Source organism: Kitasatospora griseola (genome assembly GCF_044999035.1).
In the GTDB taxonomy this organism is placed as follows: Bacteria; Actinomycetota; Actinomycetes; order Streptomycetales; family Streptomycetaceae; genus Kitasatospora; species Kitasatospora griseola.
In genome coordinates, this window is the sequence record NZ_CP173360.1 from 4,237,192 (window position 1) to 4,263,130 (window position 25,939).

The 25,939-nt window shown below is 70.8% G+C and carries 22 protein-coding genes and 2 tRNA genes; 5 read left to right on the plus strand and 19 right to left on the minus strand.

The window, feature by feature from the left end:
• The first annotated feature begins 1 nt into the window (after position 1).
• The 3 genes from ACI1MP_RS19100 to pknB all read left to right on the plus strand — a co-directional run bounded on the left by ACI1MP_RS19100 (position 2) and on the right by pknB (position 5,273).
• Entirely contained in the window at positions 2 to 1,495 is a 1,494-nt protein-coding gene (locus ACI1MP_RS19100) for an FtsW/RodA/SpoVE family cell cycle protein (RefSeq protein ID WP_380333736.1), read from the plus strand.
• Positions 1,492 to 2,949 carry a penicillin-binding protein 2 gene (locus tag ACI1MP_RS19105; RefSeq protein ID WP_043915377.1) on the plus strand — a complete coding sequence of 486 codons (1,458 nt, stop codon included), beginning with the start codon at positions 1,492 to 1,494 and terminating at the stop codon, positions 2,947 to 2,949. Before ACI1MP_RS19100 ends, ACI1MP_RS19105 begins: the two co-directional genes overlap by 4 nt.
• A 293-nt stretch (positions 2,950 to 3,242) precedes the next feature.
• Positions 3,243 to 5,273 (plus strand): Stk1 family PASTA domain-containing Ser/Thr kinase, encoded by a 2,031-nt coding sequence (pknB, locus tag ACI1MP_RS19110; protein ID WP_380333734.1) that lies wholly within the window; start codon positions 3,243 to 3,245, stop codon positions 5,271 to 5,273.
• A 77-nt stretch (positions 5,274 to 5,350) separates the two neighbouring features.
• On the opposite strand, the gene ACI1MP_RS19115 is transcribed toward pknB, so the two are convergent.
• The 5 genes from ACI1MP_RS19115 to ACI1MP_RS19135 form a co-directional block, all read right to left on the minus strand.
• A complete protein-coding gene (locus ACI1MP_RS19115; protein ID WP_387995626.1) occupies positions 5,351 to 6,043 on the minus strand; it encodes a class E sortase in 693 nt (230 codons plus the stop codon).
• 57 nt (positions 6,044 to 6,100) lie between these two features.
• Positions 6,101 to 7,051: a class E sortase gene (locus ACI1MP_RS19120; protein ID WP_404869103.1), complete on the minus strand. Its 951-nt coding sequence runs from the start codon at positions 7,049 to 7,051 to the stop codon at positions 6,101 to 6,103.
• A gap of 4 nt (positions 7,052 to 7,055) precedes the next feature.
• Positions 7,056 to 7,718 carry an aminodeoxychorismate/anthranilate synthase component II gene (locus ACI1MP_RS19125; protein WP_189272347.1) on the minus strand — a complete coding sequence of 221 codons (663 nt, stop codon included), beginning with the start codon at positions 7,716 to 7,718 and terminating at the stop codon, positions 7,056 to 7,058.
• A 54-nt stretch (positions 7,719 to 7,772) separates the two neighbouring features.
• Positions 7,773 to 7,943 (minus strand): hypothetical protein, encoded by a 171-nt coding sequence (locus ACI1MP_RS19130; RefSeq protein ID WP_043915373.1) that lies wholly within the window; start codon positions 7,941 to 7,943, stop codon positions 7,773 to 7,775.
• 90 nt (positions 7,944 to 8,033) lie between these two features.
• On the minus strand, positions 8,034 to 8,804 hold the full coding sequence (locus ACI1MP_RS19135; RefSeq protein WP_404869104.1) for a DUF881 domain-containing protein: 771 nt from the start codon (positions 8,802 to 8,804) through the stop codon (positions 8,034 to 8,036).
• A gap of 143 nt (positions 8,805 to 8,947) precedes the next feature.
• Between ACI1MP_RS19135 and crgA the strand changes: the two genes are divergently transcribed.
• Complete coding sequence (gene crgA, locus ACI1MP_RS19140) at positions 8,948 to 9,202, plus strand: cell division protein CrgA (RefSeq protein WP_043915372.1); 255 nt, start codon at positions 8,948 to 8,950, stop codon at positions 9,200 to 9,202.
• A 261-nt stretch (positions 9,203 to 9,463) separates the two neighbouring features.
• Here crgA and ACI1MP_RS19145 read toward each other — a convergent pair whose 3' ends face one another.
• Entirely contained in the window at positions 9,464 to 10,366 is a 903-nt protein-coding gene (locus ACI1MP_RS19145) for a rhomboid family intramembrane serine protease (RefSeq protein WP_380333731.1), read from the minus strand.
• A gap of 131 nt (positions 10,367 to 10,497) precedes the next feature.
• The gene (locus ACI1MP_RS19150; protein ID WP_189272345.1) at positions 10,498 to 11,025 is read right to left on the minus strand and encodes a peptidylprolyl isomerase; all 528 of its coding nucleotides are present in this window, start codon (positions 11,023 to 11,025) and stop codon (positions 10,498 to 10,500) included.
• Positions 11,026 to 11,192: 167 nt separating this feature from the next.
• On the opposite strand from ACI1MP_RS19150, the gene ACI1MP_RS19155 reads away from it, so the two are divergent.
• Entirely contained in the window at positions 11,193 to 12,071 is an 879-nt protein-coding gene (locus tag ACI1MP_RS19155) for a DUF5324 family protein (protein ID WP_380333730.1), read from the plus strand.
• A gap of 75 nt (positions 12,072 to 12,146) precedes the next feature.
• On the opposite strand, the gene ACI1MP_RS19160 is transcribed toward ACI1MP_RS19155, so the two are convergent.
• The 12 genes from ACI1MP_RS19160 to dnaN all read right to left on the minus strand — a co-directional run bounded on the left by ACI1MP_RS19160 (position 12,147) and on the right by dnaN (position 25,423).
• Positions 12,147 to 12,219, minus strand: a tRNA-Ala gene (locus ACI1MP_RS19160).
• 108 nt (positions 12,220 to 12,327) lie between these two features.
• Positions 12,328 to 12,456 (minus strand): DLW-39 family protein, encoded by a 129-nt coding sequence (locus ACI1MP_RS19165; protein ID WP_014137031.1) that lies wholly within the window; start codon positions 12,454 to 12,456, stop codon positions 12,328 to 12,330.
• Between the two features lie 275 nt (positions 12,457 to 12,731).
• On the minus strand, positions 12,732 to 13,778 hold the full coding sequence (locus ACI1MP_RS19170; protein WP_380333729.1) for a hypothetical protein: 1,047 nt from the start codon (positions 13,776 to 13,778) through the stop codon (positions 12,732 to 12,734).
• Between the two features lie 293 nt (positions 13,779 to 14,071).
• A tRNA-Ile gene (locus ACI1MP_RS19175) sits at positions 14,072 to 14,145 on the minus strand.
• 16 nt (positions 14,146 to 14,161) lie between these two features.
• On the minus strand, positions 14,162 to 15,535 hold the full coding sequence (locus tag ACI1MP_RS19180; RefSeq protein ID WP_380333728.1) for a class I SAM-dependent methyltransferase: 1,374 nt from the start codon (positions 15,533 to 15,535) through the stop codon (positions 14,162 to 14,164).
• 223 nt (positions 15,536 to 15,758) lie between these two features.
• Positions 15,759 to 16,481 (minus strand): DUF3566 domain-containing protein, encoded by a 723-nt coding sequence (locus ACI1MP_RS19185; protein ID WP_198520679.1) that lies wholly within the window; start codon positions 16,479 to 16,481, stop codon positions 15,759 to 15,761.
• A 146-nt stretch (positions 16,482 to 16,627) separates the two neighbouring features.
• Positions 16,628 to 19,228, minus strand: a complete 2,601-nt coding sequence (gene gyrA, locus ACI1MP_RS19190) for a DNA gyrase subunit A (RefSeq protein WP_380333727.1) — start codon at positions 19,226 to 19,228, stop codon at positions 16,628 to 16,630.
• A gap of 38 nt (positions 19,229 to 19,266) precedes the next feature.
• Positions 19,267 to 21,258 (minus strand): DNA topoisomerase (ATP-hydrolyzing) subunit B, encoded by a 1,992-nt coding sequence (gyrB, locus tag ACI1MP_RS19195; protein ID WP_404869105.1) that lies wholly within the window; start codon positions 21,256 to 21,258, stop codon positions 19,267 to 19,269.
• A gap of 262 nt (positions 21,259 to 21,520) precedes the next feature.
• Complete coding sequence (locus tag ACI1MP_RS19200; protein WP_100589606.1) at positions 21,521 to 22,033, minus strand: DUF721 domain-containing protein; 513 nt, start codon at positions 22,031 to 22,033, stop codon at positions 21,521 to 21,523.
• A 67-nt stretch (positions 22,034 to 22,100) separates the two neighbouring features.
• Positions 22,101 to 23,237, minus strand: coding sequence for a DNA replication/repair protein RecF (gene recF / locus ACI1MP_RS19205; RefSeq protein WP_100589607.1), 1,137 nt, complete (start codon positions 23,235 to 23,237; stop codon positions 22,101 to 22,103).
• A gap of 36 nt (positions 23,238 to 23,273) precedes the next feature.
• Positions 23,274 to 24,149 (minus strand): phosphogluconate dehydrogenase (NAD(+)-dependent, decarboxylating), encoded by an 876-nt coding sequence (gene gnd, locus ACI1MP_RS19210; RefSeq protein ID WP_380333724.1) that lies wholly within the window; start codon positions 24,147 to 24,149, stop codon positions 23,274 to 23,276.
• A 143-nt stretch (positions 24,150 to 24,292) separates the two neighbouring features.
• Complete coding sequence (gene dnaN, locus ACI1MP_RS19215) at positions 24,293 to 25,423, minus strand: DNA polymerase III subunit beta (protein WP_043915360.1); 1,131 nt, start codon at positions 25,421 to 25,423, stop codon at positions 24,293 to 24,295.
• Positions 25,424 to 25,939: the final 516 nt, after the last annotated feature.

Below are 25,939 nucleotides of genomic sequence, written 5' to 3' on the forward strand. Positions count from 1 at the left end.
CATGAGCACATTCGACGTGAGCCGCGGCAGCACGCCCACCACCGGGCGGCGCCGCGCCGTCGGCCGGTCCGCGACGGGCGACGCCCCGAACCGGCGCAACACCGAACTCCTGATGCTGGCCTTCGCCCTCGCGATCCCGATGCTGGCGTACGCCAACGTCGGCCTGGCGATGGACGGCAGCCTGCCCGTCGGCATGCTGAAGTTCGGGCTCGGCATGGCCGTGCTGGCACTGGCCGCGCACCTGGCGGTGCGGCGGTTCGCGCCGTACGCCGACCCGCTGCTGCTGCCGCTGGCGACGCTGCTGAACGGGCTCGGCGTGGTGATGATCTGGCGGCTCGACAAGGCCGGCAAGCTGCTGCGCCTCAACTTCCCGGCGGCCGGCAACCAGCTGATGTGGTCCGGGCTCGGCGTGGCGATGTTCATCGGCGTGGTGATCCTGCTGAAGGACCACCGGATCCTGCAGCGCTACACCTACATCTCCATGGTGGTGGCGCTGGTGCTGCTGGCCGCGCCGGCCTTCTTCCCGTCCCGGCCGGAGGACTACGGCGCGAAGATCTGGATCCGCTTCGGCTCGTTCTCGATCCAGCCCGGCGAGTTCGCCAAGATCATCCTGACGGTGTTCTTCGCCGGCTTCCTGATGGTCAAGAAGGACGCCCTGGCGCTGGCCAGCCGCAAGTTCATGGGCCTGTACCTGCCGCGCGGGCGCGACCTGGGCCCGATCGTGGTGGTCTGGCTGCTGTCGATCCTGATCCTGGTGTTCGAGACCGACCTGGGCACCTCCTTCCTGTTCTTCGGCCTGTTCGTGGTGATGCTCTACGTCGCCACCGAGCGGACCAGCTGGATCGTCTTCGGTCTGACCATGTCGCTCGGCGGCGCGGCCGTGGTGGCCTCCGCCGAACCGCACGTGAAGACCCGCATCAACGCCTGGCTCGACCCGATGGCGGCGTTCGGGCCGAAGCCGCCCTCGCAGTCGTCGGAGCAGATCGGGCAGACCCTGATGTCGCTCGGCTCGGGCGGCACCATCGGCACCGGGCTCGGGCAGGGCCGCAGCTGGCTGATCCAGTTCGCGGCGAAGAGCGACTTCATCCTCGGCTCGTTCGGCGAGGAGCTGGGCCTGACCGGCCTGATGGCGCTGTTCATGATCTACGGCCTGGTGGTGCAGCGCGGCCTGCGCACCTCGCTGGCGGCCCGCGACCCGTTCGGCAAGCTGCTGGCGGTCGGCCTGAGCTCGGCGTTCGCGCTGCAGGTGTTCGTGGTCGCGGGCGGCGTCACCGGCCTGATCCCGCTGACCGGCATGACCATGCCGTTCCTCGCCCAGGGCGGCTCGTCCGTGGTGGCGAACTGGGCCCTGATCGCCATCCTGATGAAGATCAGCGACACCGCCCGCCGGCCGGCCGTCGAACCGGCCGCCGCCATCCCGGAGCCGGCCGGACCGGGGCGGCTCCCCGCCGCCGGGCCGGGCGCACCGGACGAGAGCAGGGGAGCGACCTCGTGAACAAGCCGATCCGCCGGGTGTCGATCTTCTGCCTGGTCCTGATCCTCGCCCTGATGCTCCGGGTGAACTGGGTGCAGGGCGTGCAGGCGTCGGCCTGGGCCAACAACCCGCACAACGACCGCACCAAGTACGACCGGTACGCCTACCCGCGCGGCAACATCATCGCGGGCGGCCAGGCCGTCACCAGGTCCGACTTCGTCAACGGCCTGCGCTACAAGTACAAGCGCTCCTGGGTGGACGGGCCGATGTACGCGCCGGTCACCGGTTACTCCTCGCAGACGTACGACGCCAGCCAGCTGGAGAAGCTGGAGGACGGCATCCTCTCCGGCGCCGACTCCCGGCTGTTCTTCCGCAACACCCTGGACATGCTGACCGGCAAGCCCAAGCAGGGCGGCGACGTGGTCACCACCATCGACCCCAAGGTGCAGAAGGCCGGCTTCGAGGGGCTCGGCGACAAGAAGGGCGCCGCGGTCGCGCTCGACCCGCGCACCGGGGCGATCCTCGGGCTGGTCTCCACCCCGTCGTACGACCCGGGCACCTTCTCCGGCGGCACCAAGGACGACGAGAACGCCTGGAAGGCGCTCAACGACGACCCGAACAAGCCGCTGCTGAACCGGGCGCTGCGCGAGACCTACCCGCCCGGCTCGACCTTCAAGCTGGTCACCGCGGCGACCGCGTTCGAGAACGGCAAGTACCAGAAGCCGACCGACACCACCGACACCCCGAACCCGTACGTCCTGCCGGGCACCAGCACCGCGCTGCGCAACGCCAGCGCCACCGAGCCGTGCGAGAACGCCACCGTCCAGGTCGCGATGGACTACTCCTGCAACACCGTGTTCGGCAAGATGGGTGCCGAGCTGGGCGGCGACAAGCTGCGGGCGCAGGCCGAGAAGTTCGGCTTCAACAGCGACCAGCTGCGCATCCCGATCGCGCCCACCCCCAGCTACTTCCCGAAGGACTCCAAGCCCGACGGCACCGCGATGGACGCCATCGGCCAGCACGACACCCGGGCCACCCCGCTGCAGATGGCCATGGTCGCGGCGGCCATCGCCAACAACGGCTCGCTGATGGAGCCCTACCTGGTCGCCCAGGAGGGCTCGGCCGGGAACGTGATCTCCACCCACACCGAGCACCAGCTGAGCCAGGCCGTCTCGCCGGCCACCGCGCAGAAGCTCCAGCAGCTGATGGAGTCGGTGGTGCAGAACGGCACCGGCACCAAGGCGAAGATCCCGGGTGCGACGGTCGGCGGCAAGACCGGCACCGCCCAGCACGGCCAGGACAACGCGGGCCTGCCGTTCGCCTGGTTCGTCTCCTACGCCAAGGGCCAGGACGGCAAGCAGGTCGCCGTCGCGGTGGTGGTCGAGGACGGCGACAGCGAGCGGAACGAGATCTCCGGCGGTTCGCTGGCCGCGCCGATCGCCAAGGCGATGATGCAGGCGGCGCTCGGCAAGTAGGTCGGTCGTATCCGTCACATTCCGGCCATCGATCCTCGATCGGTGGCCGGAATTGTCACAATGGGACGGTCCTGGTCGGTACCGGTCTGGTCTCAGCTGGCTGCCTGCACCGGGCAGGTCAGGTTCGCCCGGTAGCGTATCCGCCAGCAGCGGGTGTACCCGCAGCCAGTCCGCGGTCACCAACCGCGGACGCCGGCACCGTGAAACCACCGCGGCGGCGGCCGCGTCAAGACAGAGCGTGCGGGGACACTACGTCATATCCTCACCGACCGGTGGGGGAGAGGGTCGGAGATATGGAAGAGCCTCGTCGCCTAGGCGGCAGGTACGAGCTCGGCGGCGTCCTCGGGCGCGGTGGCATGGCCGAGGTGTACCTCGCCCACGACACCCGGCTCGGCCGCCAGGTCGCAGTGAAGACCCTCCGTACCGACATGGCCCGCGATCCCTCGTTCCAGGCCCGGTTCCGCCGCGAGGCACAGTCCGCGGCCTCGCTCAACCACCCCGCCATCGTCGCCGTCTATGACACCGGTGAGGACTACATCGACGGGATCTCCATCCCGTACATCGTGATGGAGTACGTCGAGGGCTCCACCCTGCGCGAACTGCTGCACACCGGGCGGCGGCTGCTGCCCGAGCGCGCGCTGGAGATGACCATCGGCATCCTGCAGGCTCTGGAGTACTCGCACCGCGCCGGCATCGTGCACCGCGACATCAAGCCCGCCAACGTCATGCTGACCCGGCAGGGCAACGTCAAGGTGATGGACTTCGGCATCGCCCGGGCGATGGGTGACGCCGGCATGACGATGACCCAGACCTCCGCGGTCATCGGCACCGCCCAGTACCTCTCCCCCGAACAGGCCAAGGGCGAGACCGTCGACGCCCGCTCCGACCTCTACTCGACCGGCTGCCTGCTGTACGAGCTGCTCACGGTGCGCCCCCCGTTCGTCGGCGACTCCCCCGTCGCGGTGGCCTACCAGCACGTCCGCGAGGAGCCCGCGCCGCCGTCCGCGTACGACCCCGAGGTGCGCCCGGAGATCGACGCGATCGTGCTGAAGGCGCTCGCCAAGGAGCGCGACTACCGCTACCAGTCCGCCGACGAGATGCGCGACGACATCGAGCGCTTCCTCGACGGCCTCCCGGTCGCCGCCGCCCAGCAGGCCGCCTACGGCACCGGCACGAACGGCTACGGGTACGACCAGGGCGGCGGGCAGTACGACCCCTACGGCCAGACCAACATGCTGCCCCAGCAGGGCGGCCCCACCACCATGCTGCCGCCGGTCGGCCACCAGCAGCCCGCGCCCTACGGCGGCTACCAGGACGACGGCTACGGCAACGGCGGCTACGACGACGGCTACGAGGGCCGCAGCAGCCGGCGGCGCGAGGAGCAGCCGAAGAAGAGCAACACCTCCTGGATCATCCTCGCCGTCGCGGCGGTGCTGGTCCTGGTCGGCGCGTTCTTCGTGGTTCAGTCGATGGTGAAGACCGGCGGCGGGACCAAGAAGACCAACGTGCCGTCCCTGATCGGCAAGACGCTCCCCGAGGCGGAGGCCGCGGCGAAGGCGCAGAACCCGACGCTCACCGTGGCCGCCGGCGACCCGATCGCCTGCCCCGACGCCAAGATCCAGAAGGACCAGGTCTGCACCCAGGAGCAGGCCGCGGGCGCCGAGATCTCCACCACCGGGAAGATCACGGTGCACCTGTCCTCCGGCCCGGCGCAGATCGACGTCCCCGACGTCGTCGGCCAGACCAAGGACGCCGCCAACACCGCGCTGACCGCCAAGGGCTTCCAGGTCACCGTCAACTACAGCAACGACGACAAGGTCGACCCGGACAAGGTCATCTCCCAGTCGGTGAGCGGCAAGGCGGCGGCCAACACCGCCATCACCCTGGTGGTCTCCTCCGGCCAGGCGAAGGTCGCGGTGCCGCCCCTGGTCGGCCAGTCCCAGGACAACGCGTCCCAGGCGCTCACCGACCTCAACCTGGTGCCGAACGTGGTCACCAAGACCATCACCGACCAGACCAAGGTCGGCCAGGTCATCGAGCAGAACCCGCCGAAGGGCACCCAGGTCGCGAAGGGCAGCAAGGTCACCATCACGGTCGGCAAGCTGGCCGACAAGGTGACCGTGCCTCCGCTGCAGAACGTCAAGCTGACCGAGGCGATCAAGCAGCTGTCCGCGGCCGGGATCACCAAGTACCAGCTGATGGGCTCGCAGGACCCGCAGGGCATCGTGCAGACCGTCACCCCGACCGCCGGGTCGCAGATCAGCCCGGACGACACCGTGACGCTGTGGGTCAAGCCCGCGGACAAGACGCCGAACACGCCCTGACCGGCGCCGCACCGTGAAAGGGGCCGCACCGTCCGCCCGGACGGTGCGGCCCCTCTCGTGTCGACGGGGCCGGGGCGTCAGCGCAGCTCGGGCGGCGGCGTGCGGTGGTCGTCCACCGGGTCCACCCGGACCAGCGTCGCCCACACCGCCATCCGGTAGCGCGAGGTGTACACCGGCGTGCAGGTGGTCAGCGTCAGGTACCGGCCGGGGCCGGTGAACGGCGAGCCCTCGGGGACGGGCGCGACCACACCCACGTTGTACTTGGAGGTCTGCTGCAGCGTCCCGGCGACCCGGTACACGTACCAGGAGTCCCGGGTCTCCACCACCACCGGATCGCCCTCGGAGAGCCGGTCCAGGTCGTGGAACTTCGCGCCGTGGCCATCCCGGTGCGCCGCCATCGCGAAGTTGCCCTCGGCGTCCCACGGCATCGCCGACCGGTACGGCTCCTCGTACACCCCGGCCACGCCCTCGTTGAGCACGTCCGTGTTCGTGCCCATCCGGATCAGCGTCGTGCGGTCGTCCTTCTCGAACGCCGGCACGTGCAGGAAGCCCACCCCGTCACCGGCCTGGTACTCCGGGACGGGCGCCTCGACGCCGGGCGAGGGCGCCGCCGCCGGGGCGCTCCAGGTCTGCCGCAGCTTGTCCCCCTGCAGGCCGGCGGCCCGGGCGGCCACCACGTCCGTCCACCACAGCGAGTACCCGACGAACAGGGCCAGCACCAGGCCGAGGGTGATCAGCAACTCCCCCATCAGGCCCAGGGCCGCAGCCACCCGTCCGCGCCGTCGCCCGCCCCGAATGGCTGTGCCCATGGTGCCGTGCCTCGCTGCTCAGTGTTGCCCGGTCAGCGCCTCCGGCTGGCCCTGGCTCCTCGGCCGTTCGTCGACCATCTTGCCAAAGACGATGAGCCTTCCCCGGGCACTGAACTCCGGCGTGCATGTCGTCATGGTCAGATAGCGGCCCGGTCCGGTGAACGGCGAGCCCTTAGGCACCGGCTGAATCACCGTCACATTGCTCGGCGGGGTCTCCGGGATGCCGCCCGCGACCTCGTACGTGTAGTAGGAGGTCGCCGTCTCCACCACGATCTTGTCGCCCGGCGCCAGCTTGCCGATCTCCCGGAACGGCTGGCCGTGCGTGGTGCGGTGCGCGGCGACCGCGAAGTTGCCCGCCTGGTCGGAGGGCATCGCGGTGCCCGCGTAGTGGCCGACCAGGCCCTTGTCGAGCACCTGCTGCTTGTTGGTGCCCTCGGCGATCGGGTAGTTCAGGTCCAGCTTCGGGATGTGGATGATCGCGAAGCCCTGACCGGGCTCGAACTTGGTCACCGGCGGCGGCGCCTCACCGCCGGTCGACGGCGCGGCCGGCAGCTGCCCCCACTGCTGCTCCAGCTTCTTGCCCGCGGCGTTGGCGGCGTTGTCGGCCACCACGTTGGTCCACCACAGCTGGTAGGAGACGAACAGCAGCATCACCACGCCGAGGGTGATGAACAACTCCCCCACCACCCGGGCCAGCACGACCCGTTTGCGCTCCTTGGGCCGCGGCGGACGCGGCCCTGCGGCCTTCCCGGACGCCCGCCGCCGACCGGAGCCCGCCCGCAGGCCTCCCGGCCCCTGGGCGCGCCGCTGTCCGGCCCGGTCGTCCGGCCCGGATATCGCGGCCGGGTCCGGCTCGGTGTCAGGCAGCCGCAGCTGCAGGGTCCGCTCCGGGGCCGGCTCGTAGACGCCCCAGCCGTCCGGCTCGTCCATCTCCTCGGGAACGCCCCGCTCCGGGCGCACGGCGGTCATCCGGTCAGCCCCGGCCGATCACCGGGGCGAGGCCGGCCGAGCGGCCCACCGCGTCCGGGAACCCGCACTCGGCCAGCCAGTTGGCCAGCATCCGGTGCCCGCCCTCGGTGAGCACCGACTCGGGGTGGAACTGCACGCCCTCGACCAGCAGCTCACGGTGCCGCAGGCCCATGATCACGCCGCTGTCGGTGCGCGAGGTGACCACCAGCTCGGCGGGCACGGTGTCCGGCTCGACCGCCAGCGAGTGGTAGCGGGTGGCGGTCAGCGGCGAGGGCAGGCCCTCGAACACCCCGCCGTCCTCGTGCACCACCGGGGAGGTCTTGCCGTGCAGCAGCTCCGGCGCCCGGCCGACCACCGCGCCGTACGCCACCGCGATCGACTGCAGGCCCAGGCACACTCCGAACAGCGGCAGCCCGATCCGCGCGCAGTGGTGCACCATCTCCACGCACACCCCCGCCTCCTCCGGCGTTCCCGGCCCCGGGGAGAGCAGCACCCCGTCGTAGCCCTCCGCGCCTTCCCTCGGCCGGGCGTGAGCCACCGTCAACTGGTCGTTGCGGACCACCTCGCAGACCGCACCCAGCTGGTACAGGTACTGCACGAGGTTGAAGACGAAGCTGTCGTAGTTGTCGACCACGAGGATCCGGGGCGGGTGGCCGGCGGAGGTCATCGCTAACTCCTGGGGTGTGCGTGCGTCGAAGGGCGGACGGAACCGGGAGCCGGTTCAGCCGCCGGCACCCTGATCCACCGTCACGTTCCCGAAGGGGAGCAGCGGCTCGGCCCACGGGAACACGTACTGGAACAGGACGTAGACCACTCCGAGGACGAGCAGCAGCGCGATCAGCGCACGCACCGGCGAAGGGCCCGGAAGATGCCGCCAGATCCAGCCGTACATGGTGCTCCTCGATGCTCGGGTCGGCACAAGCGTAAACGCCCACCCACCCGCCCCAGGCGGGTATCCGCGCAACGGACCCGAAGCGGCGGCCTACTGGGCGGAGGCGGCCCGCAGGTCGATCGATCCGGCGTACCCTGGCAGGCTCAGATCGTTGCCCTCCTGGACCTTCCAGCCCAGCCCGTAGGCGGCCACGTAGCCCAGGTAGTTGCGGATCGTCGGATCGGCGTCCACCGCCGACCGCAGCGCCTCGGTCCGGCCGACCGCGCGGATCACGTACGGCGGGGAGTAGACCCGGCCCTGCAGCAGCAGGGTGTTGCCGACGCAGCGCACCGCGCTGGTGGAGACCAGCCGCTGGTCCATCACCTGGATGCCCTCCGCGCCGCCCCGCCACAGCGCGTTCACCACGGCCTGGATGTCCTGCTGGTGGATCACCAGGTCGTTCACCCCGGGCTCGGGGACGCCGGGGATCCGGGCGGTGGCGTTCGGCGGGGCGTCGTCCAGCGTGACGGTCAGCCCGGGCCCGTGCAGCGCGTCCAGCCCGGCGGCCTGTTGCAGCGCGGCCAGCCGGGCGGCGTCGTCCGGGCTCTGCCCCTGCTCCCGGGCCAGCCCGTCGGCCCGGTTCTGGTCGGCGGCGACCTGCTCCTGGAGCTGCTGGTTCTGGGTGGAGCGCTGCTGTATGACGTCGCTGAGCTTGAGCAGCGAGTTGTCGGTGCGCAGATCGGTGCCGTGCGCGGTCCGCCCGCTCACGTAGAACAGCAGCCCGGCGAGTGCGAAGACGGTGCAGGTCAGGGCACGTCCGACAATTCGGCCCCGGCGCGGGCGTGCGGCCGGGGTCTGCGAAGAAATCGTGGAATCAGTCACCGTACCCTTATCTCCCTCAGACCCGGCGAGCCACTACGCTAACGGACGCCGGTGGCATGTGCGGAGCTCCGACCGTTCTCATGTGCCACCTCGCCCCCACTGACCACCTGCGCGGTCACAGCGCATCGACAGGAGAGCCCCTCGTGCCGAAGTCTCGACTCCGCAAGAAGGCCGACTACACGCCGCCGCCGTCCGCCGTGACCGCCGTGAAGATCAGTTCCGGCCGGAGCTGGGTGGCGCCGCTGATGCTGGTGCTGTTCCTGATCGGCCTGGCCTGGATCGTCAGCTACTACGTGACCAGCGGCACCTGGCCGGTCCGGAGCTGGGGCAACTGGAACATCCTGGCCGGTTTCGGCTTCATCGCGGCGGGCTTCGGCGTCTCCACGCAGTGGAAGTGAGGCCGGCGCCGCCCGCCGGGCGGTCCGCGCTCTGATCCGCACTCCGCACCGCTCCGGCCTCCGGGCCGGGGCGGTGTTCGGCGTGCCCGGACGCCGGCCGATCACGGAGCGTCCGAACGTTTATCCACAGGGTTGTCCACACTGGGGAAAACTTCGCCGACCCTGTGGATAACTCGCAACGCAGCAGGATAACGCGCGTAGACCAGGGAAATCCAATCCCCCGCCGCGCACTGCCTGTGGACAGTGCGCAGGGGGCGGACGTCAGCCGGGCAGCCGGGCCGTCCCCACCAGCACCAGCGCCAGGGCGGCGGCCAGCACCGCGGCCGTCGTCAACCCCTGCACCAGGTTCCGGTGCGCCCGTGGGGCGTACATCATGCCCGCGCCGATGACGGTGCCCGCCACCAGGCCGCCGATGTGCGCCCGCCAGTCGATCATGCTGCTCAGCGAGAAGGTGATCACCAGGTTCACCACCAGCAGCGCGATCACCGGCTGCATCGGCACCCGGTTCGCCCGGAACAGCACCGCGGTGGCTCCCAGCAGTCCGAAGATCGCACCGGACGCGCCGACCGTGAACAGCTTCTCGGGCCCCGGCGTCAGCAGGAACGACAGCGCGTTGCCCGCGATGCCCGCCACCAGGTACAGGCCCAGGAAGCGCAGCCGACCGAGCACCCGCTCCAACTGCGGGCCGAGGATCCACAGCGAGAACATGTTGGTCGCGATGTGCAGCAGCCCGCCGTGCACGAACATCGCGGTCACCAGCCGGTACCACTCCTCCGGCCCGGCGGCCATCCCGAACCGCAGCCCCGGCACCGGCGCCCAGCTGACCAGGCCCAGCTTGACCTGCCACTCCGGCGCCACGTACTCGGTGAGCAGGAACACCAGCAGGTTCAGGCCGATCAGCACCTTGGTGACCAGCACCCCGTCGCCGAGCGCCAGCACCCCGCCGAACGCCGTCCGCGGCCGGGCCTGCCGCTCGGCCGCCCCGTGCACGCAGTCCGGGCACTGGAAGCCGACCGAGGCGGGCACCATGCACTCCGGGCAGACCGGCCGCCCGCACCTGGCGCAGGACACCCCGGTCTCCCGGTCGGGGTGCCGGTGGCACCGGGGCAGCCCCGATCCCTGGCCCTCCACGGGCGTCGGCCGCACGGGCTCGTCCGGAAGCATCGGCGCTGTCCCTCCATCAACGAAACGGTCCCGGCGCCGCCTCCGTGCGAAACGGGGCACCACCGGGACCGTCCAGGCTACTGCGCGCCGGGGCGCGCGGGGCCGCCCCGGAGGGCGGCAGGGGGCTCGAATCAGCCGCGGGAGACGACGACCTGCTCGATCACCACGTCCTGGACCGGGCGGTCGTAGGGCTTGGTGGTGGCGGTGGTGCCGATCGCGTCCACGACCTTCTGGCTGGCCGCGTCCACGACCTCGCCGAAGATGCTGTGCTTGCGGTTCAGCCAGCTGGTCGGGGCCACCGTGATGAAGAACTGCGAGCCGTTGGTGCCCGGGCCGGCGTTGGCCATGGCCAGCAGGTACGGACGGTCGAACGACAGGTCCGGGTGGAACTCGTCGGCGAACTTGTAGCCCGGGCCGCCGGTGCCGTTGCCCAGCGGGTCGCCGCCCTGGATCATGAAGCCGTCGATCACCCGGTGGAAGACGGTGCCGTCGTACAGCGGCTTGGCGGCCACCTCGCCGGTCTCCGGGTTCTTCCACTCGCGGGTGCCCTCGGCCAGCTCGACGAAGTTGGCCACGGTCTTCGGCGCGTGGTTCGGGAAGAGCTTCACCACGATGTCACCGCGGTTGGTCTTCAGGGTGGCGGTGAGTTCCTCGGCCACGGGAGTACCTTCCTGTCTTTCTAGCTGATTATCCGGGGAATCATCCCATGATCGCCGCAGACGGCTCAGCCGAAGGTGCCCGGCAGATGAGCAGCATGCATGATCTCCTATCAGGTGGAAAGGTGCATACCGGACAACGCCGGACACCCGCCGAGAAGGAGAAGCCCGTGAGTCGTACGGACACCGCGCGCGAGACCGCCGCACGGGCGAAGGACGCCGTCGCGCCCTACGCCACCTCCGCGAAGGAGGCCGCCCTGCACTACGCCGAGGAGGCCAAGCAGGTGCTCGGCCCCAGGCTGGAGGCGCTCGGCCCGAAGGCCGCGGCCGCCGGCGCACAGGCCCGCCAAGGGGCCGGCCAGGCCGCGCAGGCCGCCCGGGTGCAGTACGTCAAGCACCTCGCCCCGCACCTGGAGCAGGCCTTCTTCAGCCTCCCCCCGGACACCCAGAAGGCCGCCCTGAAGGCCGTCCACCGGGCTCAGGAGGCCGCCCTCGCCGCCAAGCTGTCGGCCGGTCAGGCCGCCTGCCAGGCCCGGACGAACGTCGCCCCCAAGGTCGCCGAGACCTTCCAGGCCGCCAAGGAGAGCGTCGTCCCGCTCGCCCAGGAGGCCCAGGCCCGCAGCGCCGCCGCGATCACCGCGCTGCACGGGAACGTCAGCGCCGCCGAGATCAGCGAACTGGCCGCCAAGAACGCCAAGAAGAAGCGCTGCAACGGCTGGGCGACCGGCCTCGCGGTGGCCGGCGCGATCGCCGTCGGCGCCGGCGTCGCGGCCTGGCAGTGGTACCGCAAGCAGAACAACCCCGAGTGGCTGACCGAACCCCCGGAGCCCGTCACCGCTCCGCCCGCGACGGCTGCGACGGCTGCGACGGCCGACCCGACCCGGCCCGGCAGCGCCACCGGCGCGCCGGTCGGCGGGGCCACCCTGAACGGCTCCGTCCCGCACGACGACCCGGAGGCCGACTCCACCTCGAAGCCGACCCCGCCTCCGGTCACCCAGCCCGCCGACGACGAGCGGCCCAAGCCGCACGACCCGCGCAAGCCGCACTGAACCGGGGCGGCCGTCCGCAGACAGAAACGACTTCGCCCGACCGCGGTTCTGCGGTCGGGCGAAGTCGTATTCGGGTGGAGCCTAGGGGAGTCGAACCCCTGACATCTGCCATGCAAAGACAGCGCTCTACCAACTGAGCTAAGGCCCCGAGCAACGGGCACTAGCGTACCCGCTCCCGGGCAACGCCCCATGCGGGTTTCGGACCGGCCCCGGCCCGTGCTCCGTGGGCCGGTCCGAGGAAGACTCGTCGGTCGGCTCAGCGGCCGGCCGGAACCGGGTCGGTCGCCTCGGTCCACAGGTCCTGCTCGGCGCGGTCCGCCTGGACCTGACGGTAGACAAAGAAGCCGCCGAGGGCGACCAGGGCGACCAGGAGAAGCTTCTTCACCGCGGGACCTCGTCCTTCTTGCTTGCTTGGATGTAAGGGTACGAACCAGCGGTCAGGCTGAAGACCGCCCTGGGGCCGATGATACACACCGGTAACCGGTTCAGAAGCGGCCCCCGCCACCGTCAACCGGCCGATCTGCAAGCGCCTTTGACGCTTCCCCACCAGTACGGTCATCACACTGCGAGCCCGCTCCCTCCCCGACTGTCGACGCACCCGGGCCCGTCACCGGTTCCGAACCGTCGACGGGCCCTTCGAACAGCGCCCCGCAGCCTCGCCTACCCGCGACGCCGCCTGCGCAGTTGCGCGACATCCCGCCGGACCGCCCGGACGTCCTCGCTCAGCGAGTCGAGCCGGGCGCCGTGGGCGTCGAGGCGTGACTCCTGCCGGGAGAGCCGCTCACTGATCGCCGTGATCACCACGCCCTGCGCCTCCAGCCGCCGGTCGATCGACCCCAGCGCGGCGGCCAACGCGGCGACCGCACCCCGCAGGTCGTCCCCCGAGAAGCCGAACCCCGGCTCCTCCTCCGCCACCTGCGACGGCGCCACGGGCAGACGCCCCTCGAACGGCTCCAGCCCGTCGATCCGCCGCCGCCAGGCCGCCACGGCCGGATCCCGCCGCCCCGCCTCGTCCTCGTCCCACCGCAACTCGCTCCAGCGCTTCCACGGCCGAGCTGACAGCGTGTGCAGGGCCGGGGGCTCGGCCGCCGGGCGGGACGCGCTCTCGATCAGGTCGAGCAGCCGGCTGCGGACCTGGCGAGCCACCTCGCTGTCCCGCAGCAGCATCGCCACGTTCAGCACGGCCCGCCGGGAGTACAGCGCGACGCCGTTTCCGCCGCCCTGAGGGCGGTGGGTGGCGCCCCTGGGGTTATCCACAGGCGGGGTGGAGCGGCGGCCCTCGGCCGAGGAGTAGTTGTGGGGGCGCTCCGAGGCGCTGACCTGCCAGAGTGACATCTTGTCACTCTGGTCCGTGGGGTTAGTGGGGTTATCCACAGGGTGCGCAGCGAGAGCACCCGCCGTGTCCTCCGGCTGACCGCTCGGCAGGCCGCTGACCTGCCAGACCTCCGTTTTGAAGGTCTGGTCAGCGGGGTTATCCACAGGCTTGAGAATGGTGAATCCGTTGCTCTCCAACTCCTCACGGTGGCGACGGAGCAGGCTGTAGATGGCCTTCTCACCGACCCCGAAGTACTCGGCGACCATCCGCGTGTTGACGTGCAGCCCGTCGGGCAGCAGAACGAGGGCCTTGACCTCGTCGAGGACTTCGGTGCGCTCGCACAGGCCGCTTCGGAGCGTCCTGGATTCGAGCAGCGCGGCTTCCATGGACATGGGAGTGCCTCACAGGGTGAATGAAGACATGGCGTGGGAACCGCCCAATCGCCCGGGGCGGGCGGGGCCGGTCATCCGCCGGCCGGAGCAGAGGTCGCGCTGTGTCCCACGTCACCCAATGACCGGGTCTGTCGCCCGGCTGTCCCCGACTTCACATCAGTTTCGAGTCAGCTCACCCTGTGTTTTGCCTCTGCGCACCGGTCTCAACGAGCAACCGGGGGCGGGGGTTACGGCCGATGGCGGGGAAAACGTCGAAGGCCCCGATCACCAGGTGATCGGGGCCTTCGCGCCGGTGGGCCTAACAGGACTTGAACCTGTGGCCTCTTCCTTATCAGGGAAGCGCTCTAACCGTCTGAGCTATAGGCCCTTGCCGCACTCAAAGATTAGCGGACCGTTGGCCGATCTCCCAAATCCGTATCCGCAGCCCCCTCCGGACGGTGCTGCTCAGGGGGCTCGGCGAGCCATTGGGCGCGGGTGGCGGGGAGGTGGGAGGCGCCCGCGGGGGTGGGGCGGACGGCGAGGACCTGGTTGATGCCGATGCGGTTCTGCTCGAAGGCGAGGGCGCAGGCGGCCATGTAGAGGCGCCAGACGCGGGCCCGGCCGCGGCCGGCCAGGGAGACGGCGTCGGGCCAGTGGGCTTCGAGGTTGGCGACCCATTCGCGGAGGGTGCGGCCGTAGTGCTCGCGGAGGGCCTCGACGTCGCGGACCTCGAAGCCGGCCTCCTCCAGGCGGGTGACGGTGGTGCCGACGGGGGAGAGCTCGCCGTCGGGGAAGACGTAGCGGTCGATGAAGGGGGAGAGCCGGTACTTCTCGCCGGGGTGCAGCGGACGGCGGGCGATCTGGTGGTTGAGCAGGCGGCCGCCGGGGGCGAGCAGGTCGTACAGCTGGCGGGCGTAGACCAGGTACTGCTCCGAGCCGACGTGTTCGGCCATGCCGACGCTGGAGATGGCGTCGAAGGGCCCGTCGGGGATCTCCCGGTAGTCCTGGAGCCGGATCTCGATCCGGTCGGCCAGACCGGCCTCGGCGACCCGCTTGCGGGCCAGTGCGACCTGTTCGGTGGAGATGGAGACGCCCACGGCCTGGACGCCGTAGTGCCGGGCCGCGTGCAGGACCAGGGAGCCCCAGCCGCAGCCGACGTCCAGCAGGCGCATGCCGGGGCGCAGGCCGAGCTTGCGGCAGATCAGGTCGAGCTTGGCCTCCTGGGCGTCCTCCAGGCTCTTCGCGCCGGGCGTCCAGTAGGCGCACGAGTAGACCAGGGTGGGGCCGAGGACGAGGCCGTAGAAGTCGTTGCCGACGTCGTAGTGGTGGCTGATCGCGGCGCGGTCGCGGCGGCGGCTGTGCAGGTTGCCGCGGCGGCGCCGGACCTCCTCGGGCGGGGGTGCGGGCGCCGGGCCGAGCGCGCCCAGGCGCAGGGCGGTGGCGAGCAGGTGGCGGCCGGGGGCGCCGAGGAGGTGGCGCGGGCCGAGTTGCAGGCTGCGGACGTCCGGGTCCTCGGCGAAGGCCGCGACGGCGTCCAGCACCTCGTAGAGGTCGGTGCCGGGGTCGATCTCGAGGTCGCCGGAGACGTAGGCGCGGGCCAGGCCGAGTTCGCCGGGGGACCAGATCAGCCGGCGCAGGGCCCGTCGGTTGCGGAGCACGACGGTGGGGGCGTCCGGTGGGCCGGCCTGGGAGCCGTCCCAGGTGCGTACTCGCAGGGGGAGCCGACGGCCGATCAGGCCTTCGAGCGCTCGGACCAGTTGCTGTGCGTTCTCCGCCATCACGGACACCTCTCGACCGGCCGTACCCGTCTGGCCGCCCGGTGACCGCTGTCGCGGCCGGTCGGCCCCGTGCTCGTTCGTGTCTTCCATTTGTCCATGCGGGGCGGTGCGGCCGATCCCGGCGCGCCGCCCGGTCACCCGATTGCCGCCGCCGGACGACAACGGGCCCCGAAGGCTTCAACAGCCTTCGGGGCCCGGGGAATTCCAGCGAGCTGACGCCAGGTCAGTCCTCTTCGGCCAGGGTGAGTTCGATGCCGCCGGTGAAGCCGGCCGCGGTGTTGTAGATGAACGCGGCGAGGGTGGACAGCGCGGTCATCAGGACCACGTCGACCACCGCGATCAGGGTGGTGAACATCATGACCTTGCCGAACCCGATGTAGTCCATCAGGTTGAACGCGCCGGAGCTGTCGGTGCCGGTGACGTCCTTGAGGGTGCTGGTCAGCGAGTCGAAGACGCCGAGGCCGTCCAGGGTCATCCAGAGCACCGCGGAGGCCACGATGACGATGACGCCGACGGCCAGCGAGAGCAGGAAGCTGACCTTCATGACCGACCAGGGGTCGGCCTTGGTGATCCGCAGCCGGGCCTTGCGGACCTTCCCGGTGCCGCCGCCGGGGCCCTGCGCGGGGCCGCCGGGGCGACGGGCCTGGCCGCCGCCCTGACCGCCGGGCGCGCCGCCCTGCGGGCCGGGGCCGCCGGTGCGGGTGCCGCGGGCCGGGGTGGGCTGGCCCTTGGCGTAGGTGGTGGGCTGGGAGAAGCCGGGCGGGCCGCTGGGGGCCGGCGGGGTCTGGCCGCCGTAGCCGGGCTGGGCGCCGCCCTGGCCGACCGGGGGCATCACCGAGGTGGACGTGGCGGGGTTCTCGGGGCGCTGCGGTGCACCGTACGGTGTCCCGCCCGGTCCGCCCGACAGCCCGCCCGTGGCACCTCCAGCACCCGTGGCTCCGCTCACCGTGGTCCTCCCGAACCGTCCGCCAGGCCGATCGAACCGCCCTGGTCCGTGTTGTGCTCGTGCTCCGCCGGCCCGGTTGGCCTGCGGTCAACCCGTGGTGCCCGCCCCGCTGGAAGCGGGACGGGCACCACGGTCGCGGTCGTGCGTCAGCCCTGGTCGGGCGCGCCGTCCGTCTCGTGCTCGGTGGCGGTCGCGGTCTCGGTCGCCTCGGCGTCGAGGTCCGCGCCCTCCTCCTCGTCGGCTTCCGCGTTGCGGGCCATGCCCACCACCGCGTCGCGCTTTCCGAGGTTGATCAGTTGGACGCCCATCGTGTCACGTCCGGTTTCACGAACCTCGGAAACCCTGGTCCGGATCACTCCTCCGGAGAGCGTGATGGCCATGATCTCGTCGGTCTCCTCGACCACCAGGGCGCCGACCAGCGAGCCCCGGCCCTCGACGATCTTCGCCGCCTTGATGCCGAAGCCGCCGCGTCCCTGGACACGGTACTCGTCGACCGACGTCCGCTTCGCGTAGCCGCCGTCGGTGGCGGTGAAGACGTACGTCCCCGGGCGGACCACGTTCATCGAGAGCAGTTCGTCGTCCTCGCGGAACGACATGCCCTTGACGCCGGAGGTGGCCCGGCTCATCGGGCGCAGCGCCTCGTCGGTGGCCTTGAAGCGGATCGACTGGGCCTTCTTGGAGATCAGCAGCAGGTCGTCGTCGGCGGAGACCAGCTCGGCGCCGATCAGCTCGTCGTCCCGGCCCTCCTCGTCCTGGCGGAGGTTGATCGCGATCAGGCCGCCGGAGCGCGGGGAGTCGTAGTCCTTGAGCGGGGACTTCTTGACCAGGCCGCCGCGGGTGGCGAGCACCAGGTACGGCTTGTCCTCGTAGGTGCGCACCGCCATCACCTGGGTGATGTGCTCCTCCGGCTGGAAGGCCAGCAGGTTGGCGACGTGCTGGCCGCGGGCGTCGCGCCCGGCGTCGGGCAGCTCGTAGCCCTTGGCGCGGTAGACCCGGCCCTTGTTCGTGAAGAACAGGATCCAGTTGTGGGTGGTGGTGACGAAGAAGTGGTCGACGATGTCGTCCTGCTTCAGCTGCGCGCCGCGCACGCCCTTGCCGCCGCGCTTCTGCGAGCGGTAGAGGTCGGAGCGGGTGCGCTTGACGTAGCCGCCGCGGGTGATGGTGACCACGATGTCCTCCTCGGCGATGAGGTCCTCGATGGAGAGGTCGCCGTCGGAGGGGATCAGGGTGGAGCGCCGCTCGTCGCCGTACTTCTCGACGATCGCGGTGAGCTCCTCGGAGACGATCTCGCGCTGCCGGGCGGGCGAGGCGAGGATCGCGTTGTACTCGTTGATCTTGGCCTGGAGCTCGTCGTGCTCGCTGAGGATGCGGGCGCTCTCCAGGGCGGCCAGGCGGCGCAGCTGCATCTCGAGGATGGCGTTGGCCTGGAGTTCGTCGATCTCCAGCAGCTGCATCAGGCCGGTGCGGGCGGCGTCGGCGCTCTCCGAGGCCCGGATCAGCGCGATCACCGCGTCGATCTGGTCGAGGGCCTTGAGCAGCGCGCGCAGGATGTGGGCGCGCTCCTCGGCCTTGCGCAGCCGGAAGGTGGTCCGGCGGACGATGACCTCGATCTGGTGGGCGACCCAGTGCCGGATGAAGGCGTCCAGCGAGAGGGTGCGCGGCACGCCGTCGACCAGGGCCAGCATGTTGGCGCCGAAGTTGGTCTGCAGGTCGGTGTGCTTGTACAGGTTGTTCAGCACGACCTTGGCGACCGCGTCGCGCTTGAGCACGATGACCAGGCGCTGGCCGGTGCGCGAGGAGGACTCGTCGCGGACGTCGGCGATGCCGGCGATCCGGCCGTCCTTGACCAGGTCGGCGATCTTCAGCGCGAGGTTGTCCGGGTTGACCTGGTAGGGCAGCTCGGTGATGACCAGGCACTGGCGGCCCTGGATCTCCTCGACCTCGACCACCGCGCGCATGGTGATGGAGCCGCGGCCGGTGCGGTAGGCGTCCTCGATGCCGCGGCGGCCGACGATCAGCGCGCCGGTGGGGAAGTCGGGGCCCTTGATCCGCTCGATCAGGGCTTCCAGCAGCTCCTCGTTGGACGCCTCGGGGTGCTCCAGCGCCCAGAGCGCGCCGGAGGCGACCTCGCGCAGGTTGTGCGGCGGGATGTTGGTGGCCATGCCGACCGCGATGCCGGTGGCGCCGTTGATCAGCAGGTTGGGGATGCGCGCGGGCAGGACGGTGGGCTCCTGCTGGCGGCCGTCGTAGTTGGCGGCGAAGTCGACGGTCTCCTCGTCGATGTCGCGCATCATCTCCATCGCCAGCGGCATCATCTTGCACTCGGTGTAGCGCATCGCCGCGGCCGGGTCGTTGCCCGGGGAGCCGAAGTTGCCGTTGCCGTCGACCAGCGGCATCCGCATCGACCAGGGCTGGGCGAGCCGGACCAGGGTGTCGTAGATGGAGGTGTCGCCGTGCGGGTGGTAGTTGCCCATCACGTCGCCGACCACGCGGGCGCACTTGTAGTAGCCCTTCTCGGGCCGGTAGCCGCCGTCGTACATCGCGTAGAGCACGCGTCGGTGCACCGGCTTGAGGCCGTCGCGGACCTCGGGGAGGGCGCGCGACACGATGACGCTCATCGCGTAGTCGAGGTAGGAGCGCTGCATCTCGGTCTCGAGCTCGATGAGCTCGACCCGGTGACCGCTCTGGGCAGGGGTGGTGCTGTCCTCGGGCTGCTCGCCGCCGTCGGGACGGTTGTCGTCGACCACTTGGGGTCAGTTTCCTTTCAACGATCCTTGACGGGACGTCAGACGTCCAGGAAGCGGACGTCCTTCGCGTTGCGCTGGATGAAGGAGCGCCGGGCCTCGACGTCCTCGCCCATCAGGACGGAGAACAGGTCGTCGGCGCGGGCCGCGTCCTCCAGGGTGACCTGGAGCAGCAGGCGGTGGGCGGCGTCCATGGTGGTGACGCGCAGTTCCTCGGCGTTCATCTCGCCGAGACCCTTGAAGCGCTGGATCGCGTCGTCCTTGGGGAGCCGGCGGCTGGCCTCGACGCCGGCCGCGATCACCGCGTCGCGCTCGCGGTCGGAGTAGGCGTACTCGAAGTCGTCCTTGCCCCACTTGATCTTGTACAGCGGGGGCATCGCCAGGTAGACGTACCCGGCCTCGACCAGCGGGCGCATGAAGCGGAACAGCAGGGTCAGCAGCAGGGTGCGGATGTGCTGTCCGTCGACGTCGGCGTCGGCCATCAGCACGATCTTGTGATAGCGGAGCTTCTCGGCGTCGTAGTCCTCCTGGATGCCGCAGCCGAAGGCCGAGATCAGCGCCTGGACCTCGGTGTTCTGCAGCACCTTGTCGATCCGGGCCTTCTCGACGTTCAGGATCTTGCCGCGGATCGGGAGGATCGCCTGGGTGCGCGGGTCGCGGCCCTGCTTGGCGGAGCCGCCGGCCGAGTCGCCCTCGACGATGAAGATCTCGCACTCGGCCGGGTCCTTGGACTGGCAGTCCGAGAGCTTGCCGGGCAGCGAGGCGGACTCCAGCAGGCCCTTGCGGCGGGTCAGGTCGCGGGCCTTGCGGGCGGCGACCCGGGCGCTGGCGGCCTGGATGGACTTGCGGATGATGTCCGCGGCCTCGTTGGGGTTGCGGTCCAGCCAGTCGGCCAGGTGCTCGTTGACCACCTTCTGCACGAAGGTCTTGGCCTCGGTGTTGCCGAGCTTGTCCTTGGTCTGGCCCTCGAACTGCGGCTCGCCGAGCTTGACCGAGATGATCGCGGTCAGACCCTCGCGGATGTCCTCGCCGGAGAGGTTGTCGTCCTTGTCGCGGAGCAGCTTCTTGTCGCGCGCGTAACGGTTCATCAGACCGGTCAGCGCGGCGCGGAAGCCCTCCTCGTGGGTGCCGCCGCCGTGGGTGTGGATGGTGTTCGCGAACGAGTACACGCCCTCGGTGTAGGACGAGTTCCACTGCATCGCGATCTCGGCGGAGATCCGCCGGTCCTTGTCCTCCGCCTCGAAGTCGATCACCGAGGGGTGGATGACCTCGCCCTTGCGGGAGTTGAGGTGGGCGACGAAGTCCGCGATGCCGCCGTCGTACCGGTAGGTGACGGAGAGCGGCTTGCCCTCCTCGTCGGCGTGCTCGGGGCGCTCGTCGGTCAGGGCGATGGTCAGGCCCTTGTTGAGGAAGGCCATCTCCTGGAACCGGCGGGAGAGCGTCTCGAAGGAGTAGACGGTGGTCTCGAAGATGTCCTGGTCGGCCCAGAACGTGACGCTGGTGCCGGTCTCCTCGACGTCCTCGTGCTTGGCCAGCGGGGCGGTCGGGGTGCCGGACTTGTACTCCTGGGTCCAGCGCGAGCCGTCGGTGCGGATGTCCACCGCGAGGCGGGTGGAGAGCGCGTTCACGACGGAGACGCCGACGCCGTGCAGACCGCCGGAGACCGCGTAGCCGCCGCCGCCGAACTTGCCGCCCGCGTGCAGCACGGTCAGGACGACCTCGACGGCGGGCTTGTCCTGGCCCGGCATGATGCCGACCGGGATGCCTCGGCCGTTGTCCACCACCCGCACGCCGCCGTCGGCCAGGATCGTCACGTCGATGGTGTCGGCGTGGCCGGCCAGGGCCTCGTCGACCGAGTTGTCGACGATCTCGTACACCAGGTGGTGCAGGCCGCGCTCGCCGGTCGAGCCGATGTACATGCCGGGGCGCTTGCGGACGGCGTCGAGGCCTTCCAGCACCTGGATCGCGCTGGCGTCGTACGCCTTGTTGTCGGACGGGTCTGGGGTCTGGCTGGGGTTGCCGGAATCGGCCACGAAGCGCCCTCTCTGGCACAGCGCGGGCCGCGCCCCTTCCCGCTTGCCCGGGCAGGTGTGCGACCACGGCGTTTCGACTCGGTTGCTGCACGCAACGGTGTTTGCGCTTCAGTCTACCGGTACGAGTGACAGAGAGGGGCGTTTGGCAGCCTCTGAGGGCAGATGTGCCGCCCTGAATCCCCTCGGGACGTGTCCCGATACTCGACAGGGGGGCTCAGAGCGCCTGGACGGGCCGTCAGCGATTCCGGAAGGTCCCGATCCGCTAGCCCCAGGTGTCCCCGGGACCCTTGCTGCCGGGCGCCCGCAACCGCCCGTAACCGCGCACCGGGGCGTCCGGCCCCAGCACCTTGATCACCCGGACCGTGCCGTGCCCCAGCTCGTGATTCAGCCGGGCCACCAACTGACGTGCCAGTAGGCGGAGTTGAGTGGCCCACGCGGTGGAGTCGCACTGCACCGTGAGCACCGCCTCGGTTTCCGCGTACGACTTGGGTTCACAGTGCGCAGCGATGTCCGGGCCCACGATCTGCGACCAGCGGCCCATCACACCGCCCACCGCGGCCGGCGCCTCCCAGCCCCGCTCGGTGATCAGCCGGTTCAGCGCGGCGCCCAGCGGCACCGGGTCGCGGCCGTCCGCGCGGGCGCCGCTGCGCAGCCCGGTGCGCTTGGCCTCCCGGCGTTCGCGGACCTGCTCGCCGCGCTGCCTGGCCTGCTCCTTGGCGGCGCGCAACGCCACCCGGGCCAGGTCCACACCCGAAAGCTCCGAACCCTCCGACATCACGCTCCATCCCCAGGCTGTGGACAACTGCACCGACGAGCGGTCCAGGGTACGGGCTTGCCGGGGCTCACGGCGCCAGCCGGGTCACGGCGCCGTCCGAGACCGCGTACCGGGCGCCGCTGAGCGCCTTCGGGACGTCCTCCGCGACCGCCGCGGTGACCAGCACCTGCTCGCCGCCGGCCACCAGCTCGGCCAGCCGGTCCCGGCGGCGGGCGTCCAGCTCGGCGAACACGTCGTCCAGGATCAGCACCGGCTCGCCGCCCTCGGCGCGCAGCAGCTCGTACGAGGCGAGCCGCAGGGCCAGCGCGTACGACCAGGACTCGCCGTGGCTGGCGTAGCCCTTGGCGGGCAGCGGACCGAGCCGCAGCAGCAGTTCGTCGCGGTGCGGGCCGACCAGGGTGAGGCCGCGCGCGACCTCCTGCGCACGGGCGGCCTGGAGTGCGTCCAGCAGCTGCTGTTCGGCCTGCTCGCGGCTGGTCGGCAGCTCGCCCTCGAAGGAGGAGCGGTACTCCAGCACGGTCTCCCCGCCACCGGGGGCGAGCTGGCGGTAGGCCTCGGCGACCAGTGGTTGCAGGGCGGCCACCAGCTGGATCCGGAAGGCGGTCAGTTCGGCCCCGGTGCGGGCCAGGTGACCGTCCCAGACCTCCAGGGTGGCCAGGTCGGCGGCCTTGCCGCCGCCGGCCCGGCGGGCCGTCGCGGCGGTCTTCAACAGGGCGTTGCGCTGCTTGAGCACCCGCTCGTAGTCGGAGCGGACCCCGGCCAGCCGGGGGGCGCGGGCGGTCAGCAGCTCGTCCAGGAAGCGCCGACGCTCGCCCGGGTCGCCCTTGACCAGGCTGAGGTCCTCGGGGGCGAACAGCACGGTGCGCAGCACGCCCAGCACGTCGCGCGGGCGGACGTTGTCGGAGCGGTTCAGCCGGGCCCGGTTGGCCTTGCCGGGGGTGATCTCCAGCTCCACCAGGGTGGTCCGGCCGCCCTGCGCGACCACGCTGGCCCGGACCACCGCCCGCTCGGCGCCGAGGCGCACCAGCGGGGCGTCGGTGGCCACCCGGTGGCTGCCCAGGGTGGCGATGTAGCCGATCGCCTCGACCAGGTTGGTCTTGCCCTGCCCGTTGGGCCCCACGAACGCGGTGACGCCCGGGTCGAGCGGAACCTCGACCCGGGCGTAGGAACGGAAGTCGGCGAGCGACAGGTGCGCGACGTGCATGACGGTGGACTGCGCTCGCCTTCTGGCCGTGGGTGCTTACTTCGACTCGACCGCGTGGCCGCCGAACTGGTTGCGCAGCGCGGCGATCATCTTCATCTGCGGCGAGTCCTCCTGGCGGGAGGCGAACCGGGCGAACAGCGAGGCGGTGATCGCCGGCAGCGGCACCGCGTGGTCGATCGCGGCCTCGACGGTCCAGCGGCCCTCGCCGGAGTCCGCGGCCCAGCCCTTGAGCTTGGCCAGGTGCTCGTCGTCGTCCAGCGCCCGGACCGCCAGGTCGAGCAGCCAGGAGCGGATGACGGTGCCCTCCTGCCAGCTGCGGAACACCTCGCGCACGTCGGTGACCTCGGGGGCCGCCTCCAGCAGCTCCCAGCCCTCGGCGAAGGCCTGCATCATCGCGTACTCGATGCCGTTGTGGACCATCTTGGCGAAGTGGCCGGCGCCGACCTTGCCGGCGTGCACGGAGCCGAACTCGCCCTCGGGCTTGAGCGCGTCGAAGATCGGCTGGACCTTCGCGACGTGCTCGGCGTTGCCGCCGTACATCAGCGCGTAGCCGTTCTCCAGGCCCCAGACGCCGCCGGAGACGCCGCAGTCGACGAAGCCGATGCCCTTGGCGGCCAGCAGCTCGGCGTGCTGGATGTCGTCCGTCCAGCGGGAGTTGCCGCCGTCCACCACCACGTCGCCGGGGGAGAGCAGCTCGGCCAGGTGCTCGACGGTCTCCTGGGTCGGGCCGCCGGCCGGGACCATCACCCACACCACGCGGGGGCCCTCGAGCTTGGCGATCAGCTGCTCCACGCTGTCGACGTCGGCGAGATCGGGGTTGCGGTCGTAGCCGATGACGGTGTGGCCGGCGCGGCGGATGCGCTCGCGCATGTTGCCGCCCATCTTGCCGAGACCGATGAGGCCGAGCTGCATGACAAGTCCTTCACTGTGGTGTCGTGCCTGACGGCGGCGCCGTTGCCGCGCTCTGTGAGCCTACGCCGCCGATCGGGCCGCTCCGGGCAGCCACAGGGGCGCGGAGGCCGATGGCCCTCGCGCCCCTGTGACCTGAGGCTTCGTCAGCCGGACAGGCGGACCGGCATGATCAGGTACTGGTAGGCGTCGTCCGGTTCGGCGTCCACCGCGGGCTTGCCGGTGAGCAGGGCCGGCTTGGTCGGAGTGGTGAAGCTCAGCTGCGCGTACGCGGCGTCGATCGCCTTGAGCCCCTCCTCCAGGTAGCCGGGGTTGAACGCGATCGAGATGTCGTCGCCCTCCAGGTCCGCCTCGACCCGCTCGGAGGCCTGGGCGTCGTCGCCCGAGCCGGCCTCCAGGGTGAGCACGCCCTGCTCGAAGTTCAGCCGGACCGGGGTGTTGCGCTCGGCCACCAGCGAGACGCGCTTGAGCGCCTCCAGGAACGGCTGGGTCTGCACCGCGGCGACCGCCGAGAACTCGGTCGGGAAGATCGACCGGAACTTCGGGAACTCGCCCTCCAGCAGGCGGGTGGTGGTCCGCCGACCGGCGCCCTCGAAGCCGATCAGGCCCTCGCCGGCGCCGCCGGTGGACAGCGCGATCGACACGTGGTCGCCGCTGCCCAGCGACTTGGCGATGTCCTGCAGGGTCTTGGCCGGGACCAGCGCGACGGCGTTGATGTCGTCCTGCTCGGGCTTCCACAGCAGCTCACGGACGGCGAACCGGTACCGGTCGGTGGCGGCCAGGGTGATCCCGCTGCCGTTGATCTCGACCCGGACGCCGGTCAGCACCGGCAGGGTGTCGTCGCGGCCGGCGGCGACCGCGGCCTGGCTGACCGCCGAGGCGAACACGTCGCCCGGGACGGTGCCGGTGGCGGTCGGCATCTGCGGCAGCGCCGGGTACTCGTCGACCGGCAGGGTCGGCAGGGTGAACCGCGAGCTGCCGCAGACCACGGTGACCCGCATGCCGTCGGTGGAGATCTCCACCGGGCGGTTCGGCAGGTTCCGCGAGATGTCGTTGAGCAGGCGACCGGAGACCAGGACCGTGCCGGCCTCCTCGACGTCCGCCTCCAGCTCGACCCGGGCCGACACCTCGTAGTCGAACCCGGACAGCGCCAGCGTGCCGTCCTGCGCCGTCAGCAGCAGGCCGGCCAGCACCGGCACCGGCGGCCGCGCGGGGAGGCTGCGAGCGGCCCAGGCCACCGCCTCCGCGAGGACATCACGCTCCACCCGGAACTTCACCGGTAACCGCCTCCTGGCTGCTGTCGCCGCGCCGGCGGCCCGTATTGCCGACCGGCGCTGTTGATCGTCTTCCGGCTCCCCGCCGACCGGACTCGCTCCGCTCGGCTTCCAGGTGCCGAGAGACAGTCTGACGTACTCGGCCGACAGTCGGGGCAGATGGGCGGAAGCAGGCCGAACAGATGTCGGGGCGCGGTTGTCCACAGATTCGGGCCACCCCCACTGTTGATCAAGTCGCGAGGTCTCTAGGTGTAGCAGTAGTAGTAGGGCCTGTGGATACCGTGGATAACCCCGTTTTCGCAGGTCAGACCCTGTTTTTTGTCCACAGGTCCTGTGGACGGCAGCTGTGGACAACCAGGGCCTGCTGTGGACAACGGAGCGTAATCCACAGGGCACGCTGAGTATCCACAGGTTATCCCCAGGTTCATCCACAGAAATCGCCTGAGTTATCCACCGGCTCCGATCAACATCACGTGACGCCTTTCACACCCAAGCCTGACAAGGGGGTTGAAGTTGTCG

What these genes read in the sequence shown, in the direction of transcription:
- ACI1MP_RS19120 (WP_404869103.1), bottom strand. Translation starts at nt 7,051, where the DNA reads ATGACCGCCGTGCGCCCGGAGCGGGGCGTTCCCGAGGAGATGGACGAG.
- ACI1MP_RS19125 (WP_189272347.1), bottom strand. Translation starts at nt 7,718, where the DNA reads ATGACCTCCGCCGGCCACCCGCCCCGGATCCTCGTGGTCGACAACTAC.
- ACI1MP_RS19130 (WP_043915373.1), bottom strand. Translation starts at nt 7,943, where the DNA reads ATGTACGGCTGGATCTGGCGGCATCTTCCGGGCCCTTCGCCGGTGCGT.
- ACI1MP_RS19100 (WP_380333736.1), top strand. Translation starts at nt 2, where the DNA reads ATGAGCACATTCGACGTGAGCCGCGGCAGCACGCCCACCACCGGGCGG.
- ACI1MP_RS19200 (WP_100589606.1), bottom strand. Translation starts at nt 22,033, where the DNA reads ATGTCGGAGGGTTCGGAGCTTTCGGGTGTGGACCTGGCCCGGGTGGCG.
- gnd (WP_380333724.1), bottom strand. Translation starts at nt 24,149, where the DNA reads ATGCAGCTCGGCCTCATCGGTCTCGGCAAGATGGGCGGCAACATGCGC.
- recF (WP_100589607.1), bottom strand. Translation starts at nt 23,237, where the DNA reads ATGCACGTCGCGCACCTGTCGCTCGCCGACTTCCGTTCCTACGCCCGG.
- pknB (WP_380333734.1), top strand. Translation starts at nt 3,243, where the DNA reads ATGGAAGAGCCTCGTCGCCTAGGCGGCAGGTACGAGCTCGGCGGCGTC.
- ACI1MP_RS19145 (WP_380333731.1), bottom strand. Translation starts at nt 10,366, where the DNA reads ATGCTTCCGGACGAGCCCGTGCGGCCGACGCCCGTGGAGGGCCAGGGA.
- ACI1MP_RS19180 (WP_380333728.1), bottom strand. Translation starts at nt 15,535, where the DNA reads ATGGCGGAGAACGCACAGCAACTGGTCCGAGCGCTCGAAGGCCTGATC.
- ACI1MP_RS19170 (WP_380333729.1), bottom strand. Translation starts at nt 13,778, where the DNA reads ATGTCCATGGAAGCCGCGCTGCTCGAATCCAGGACGCTCCGAAGCGGC.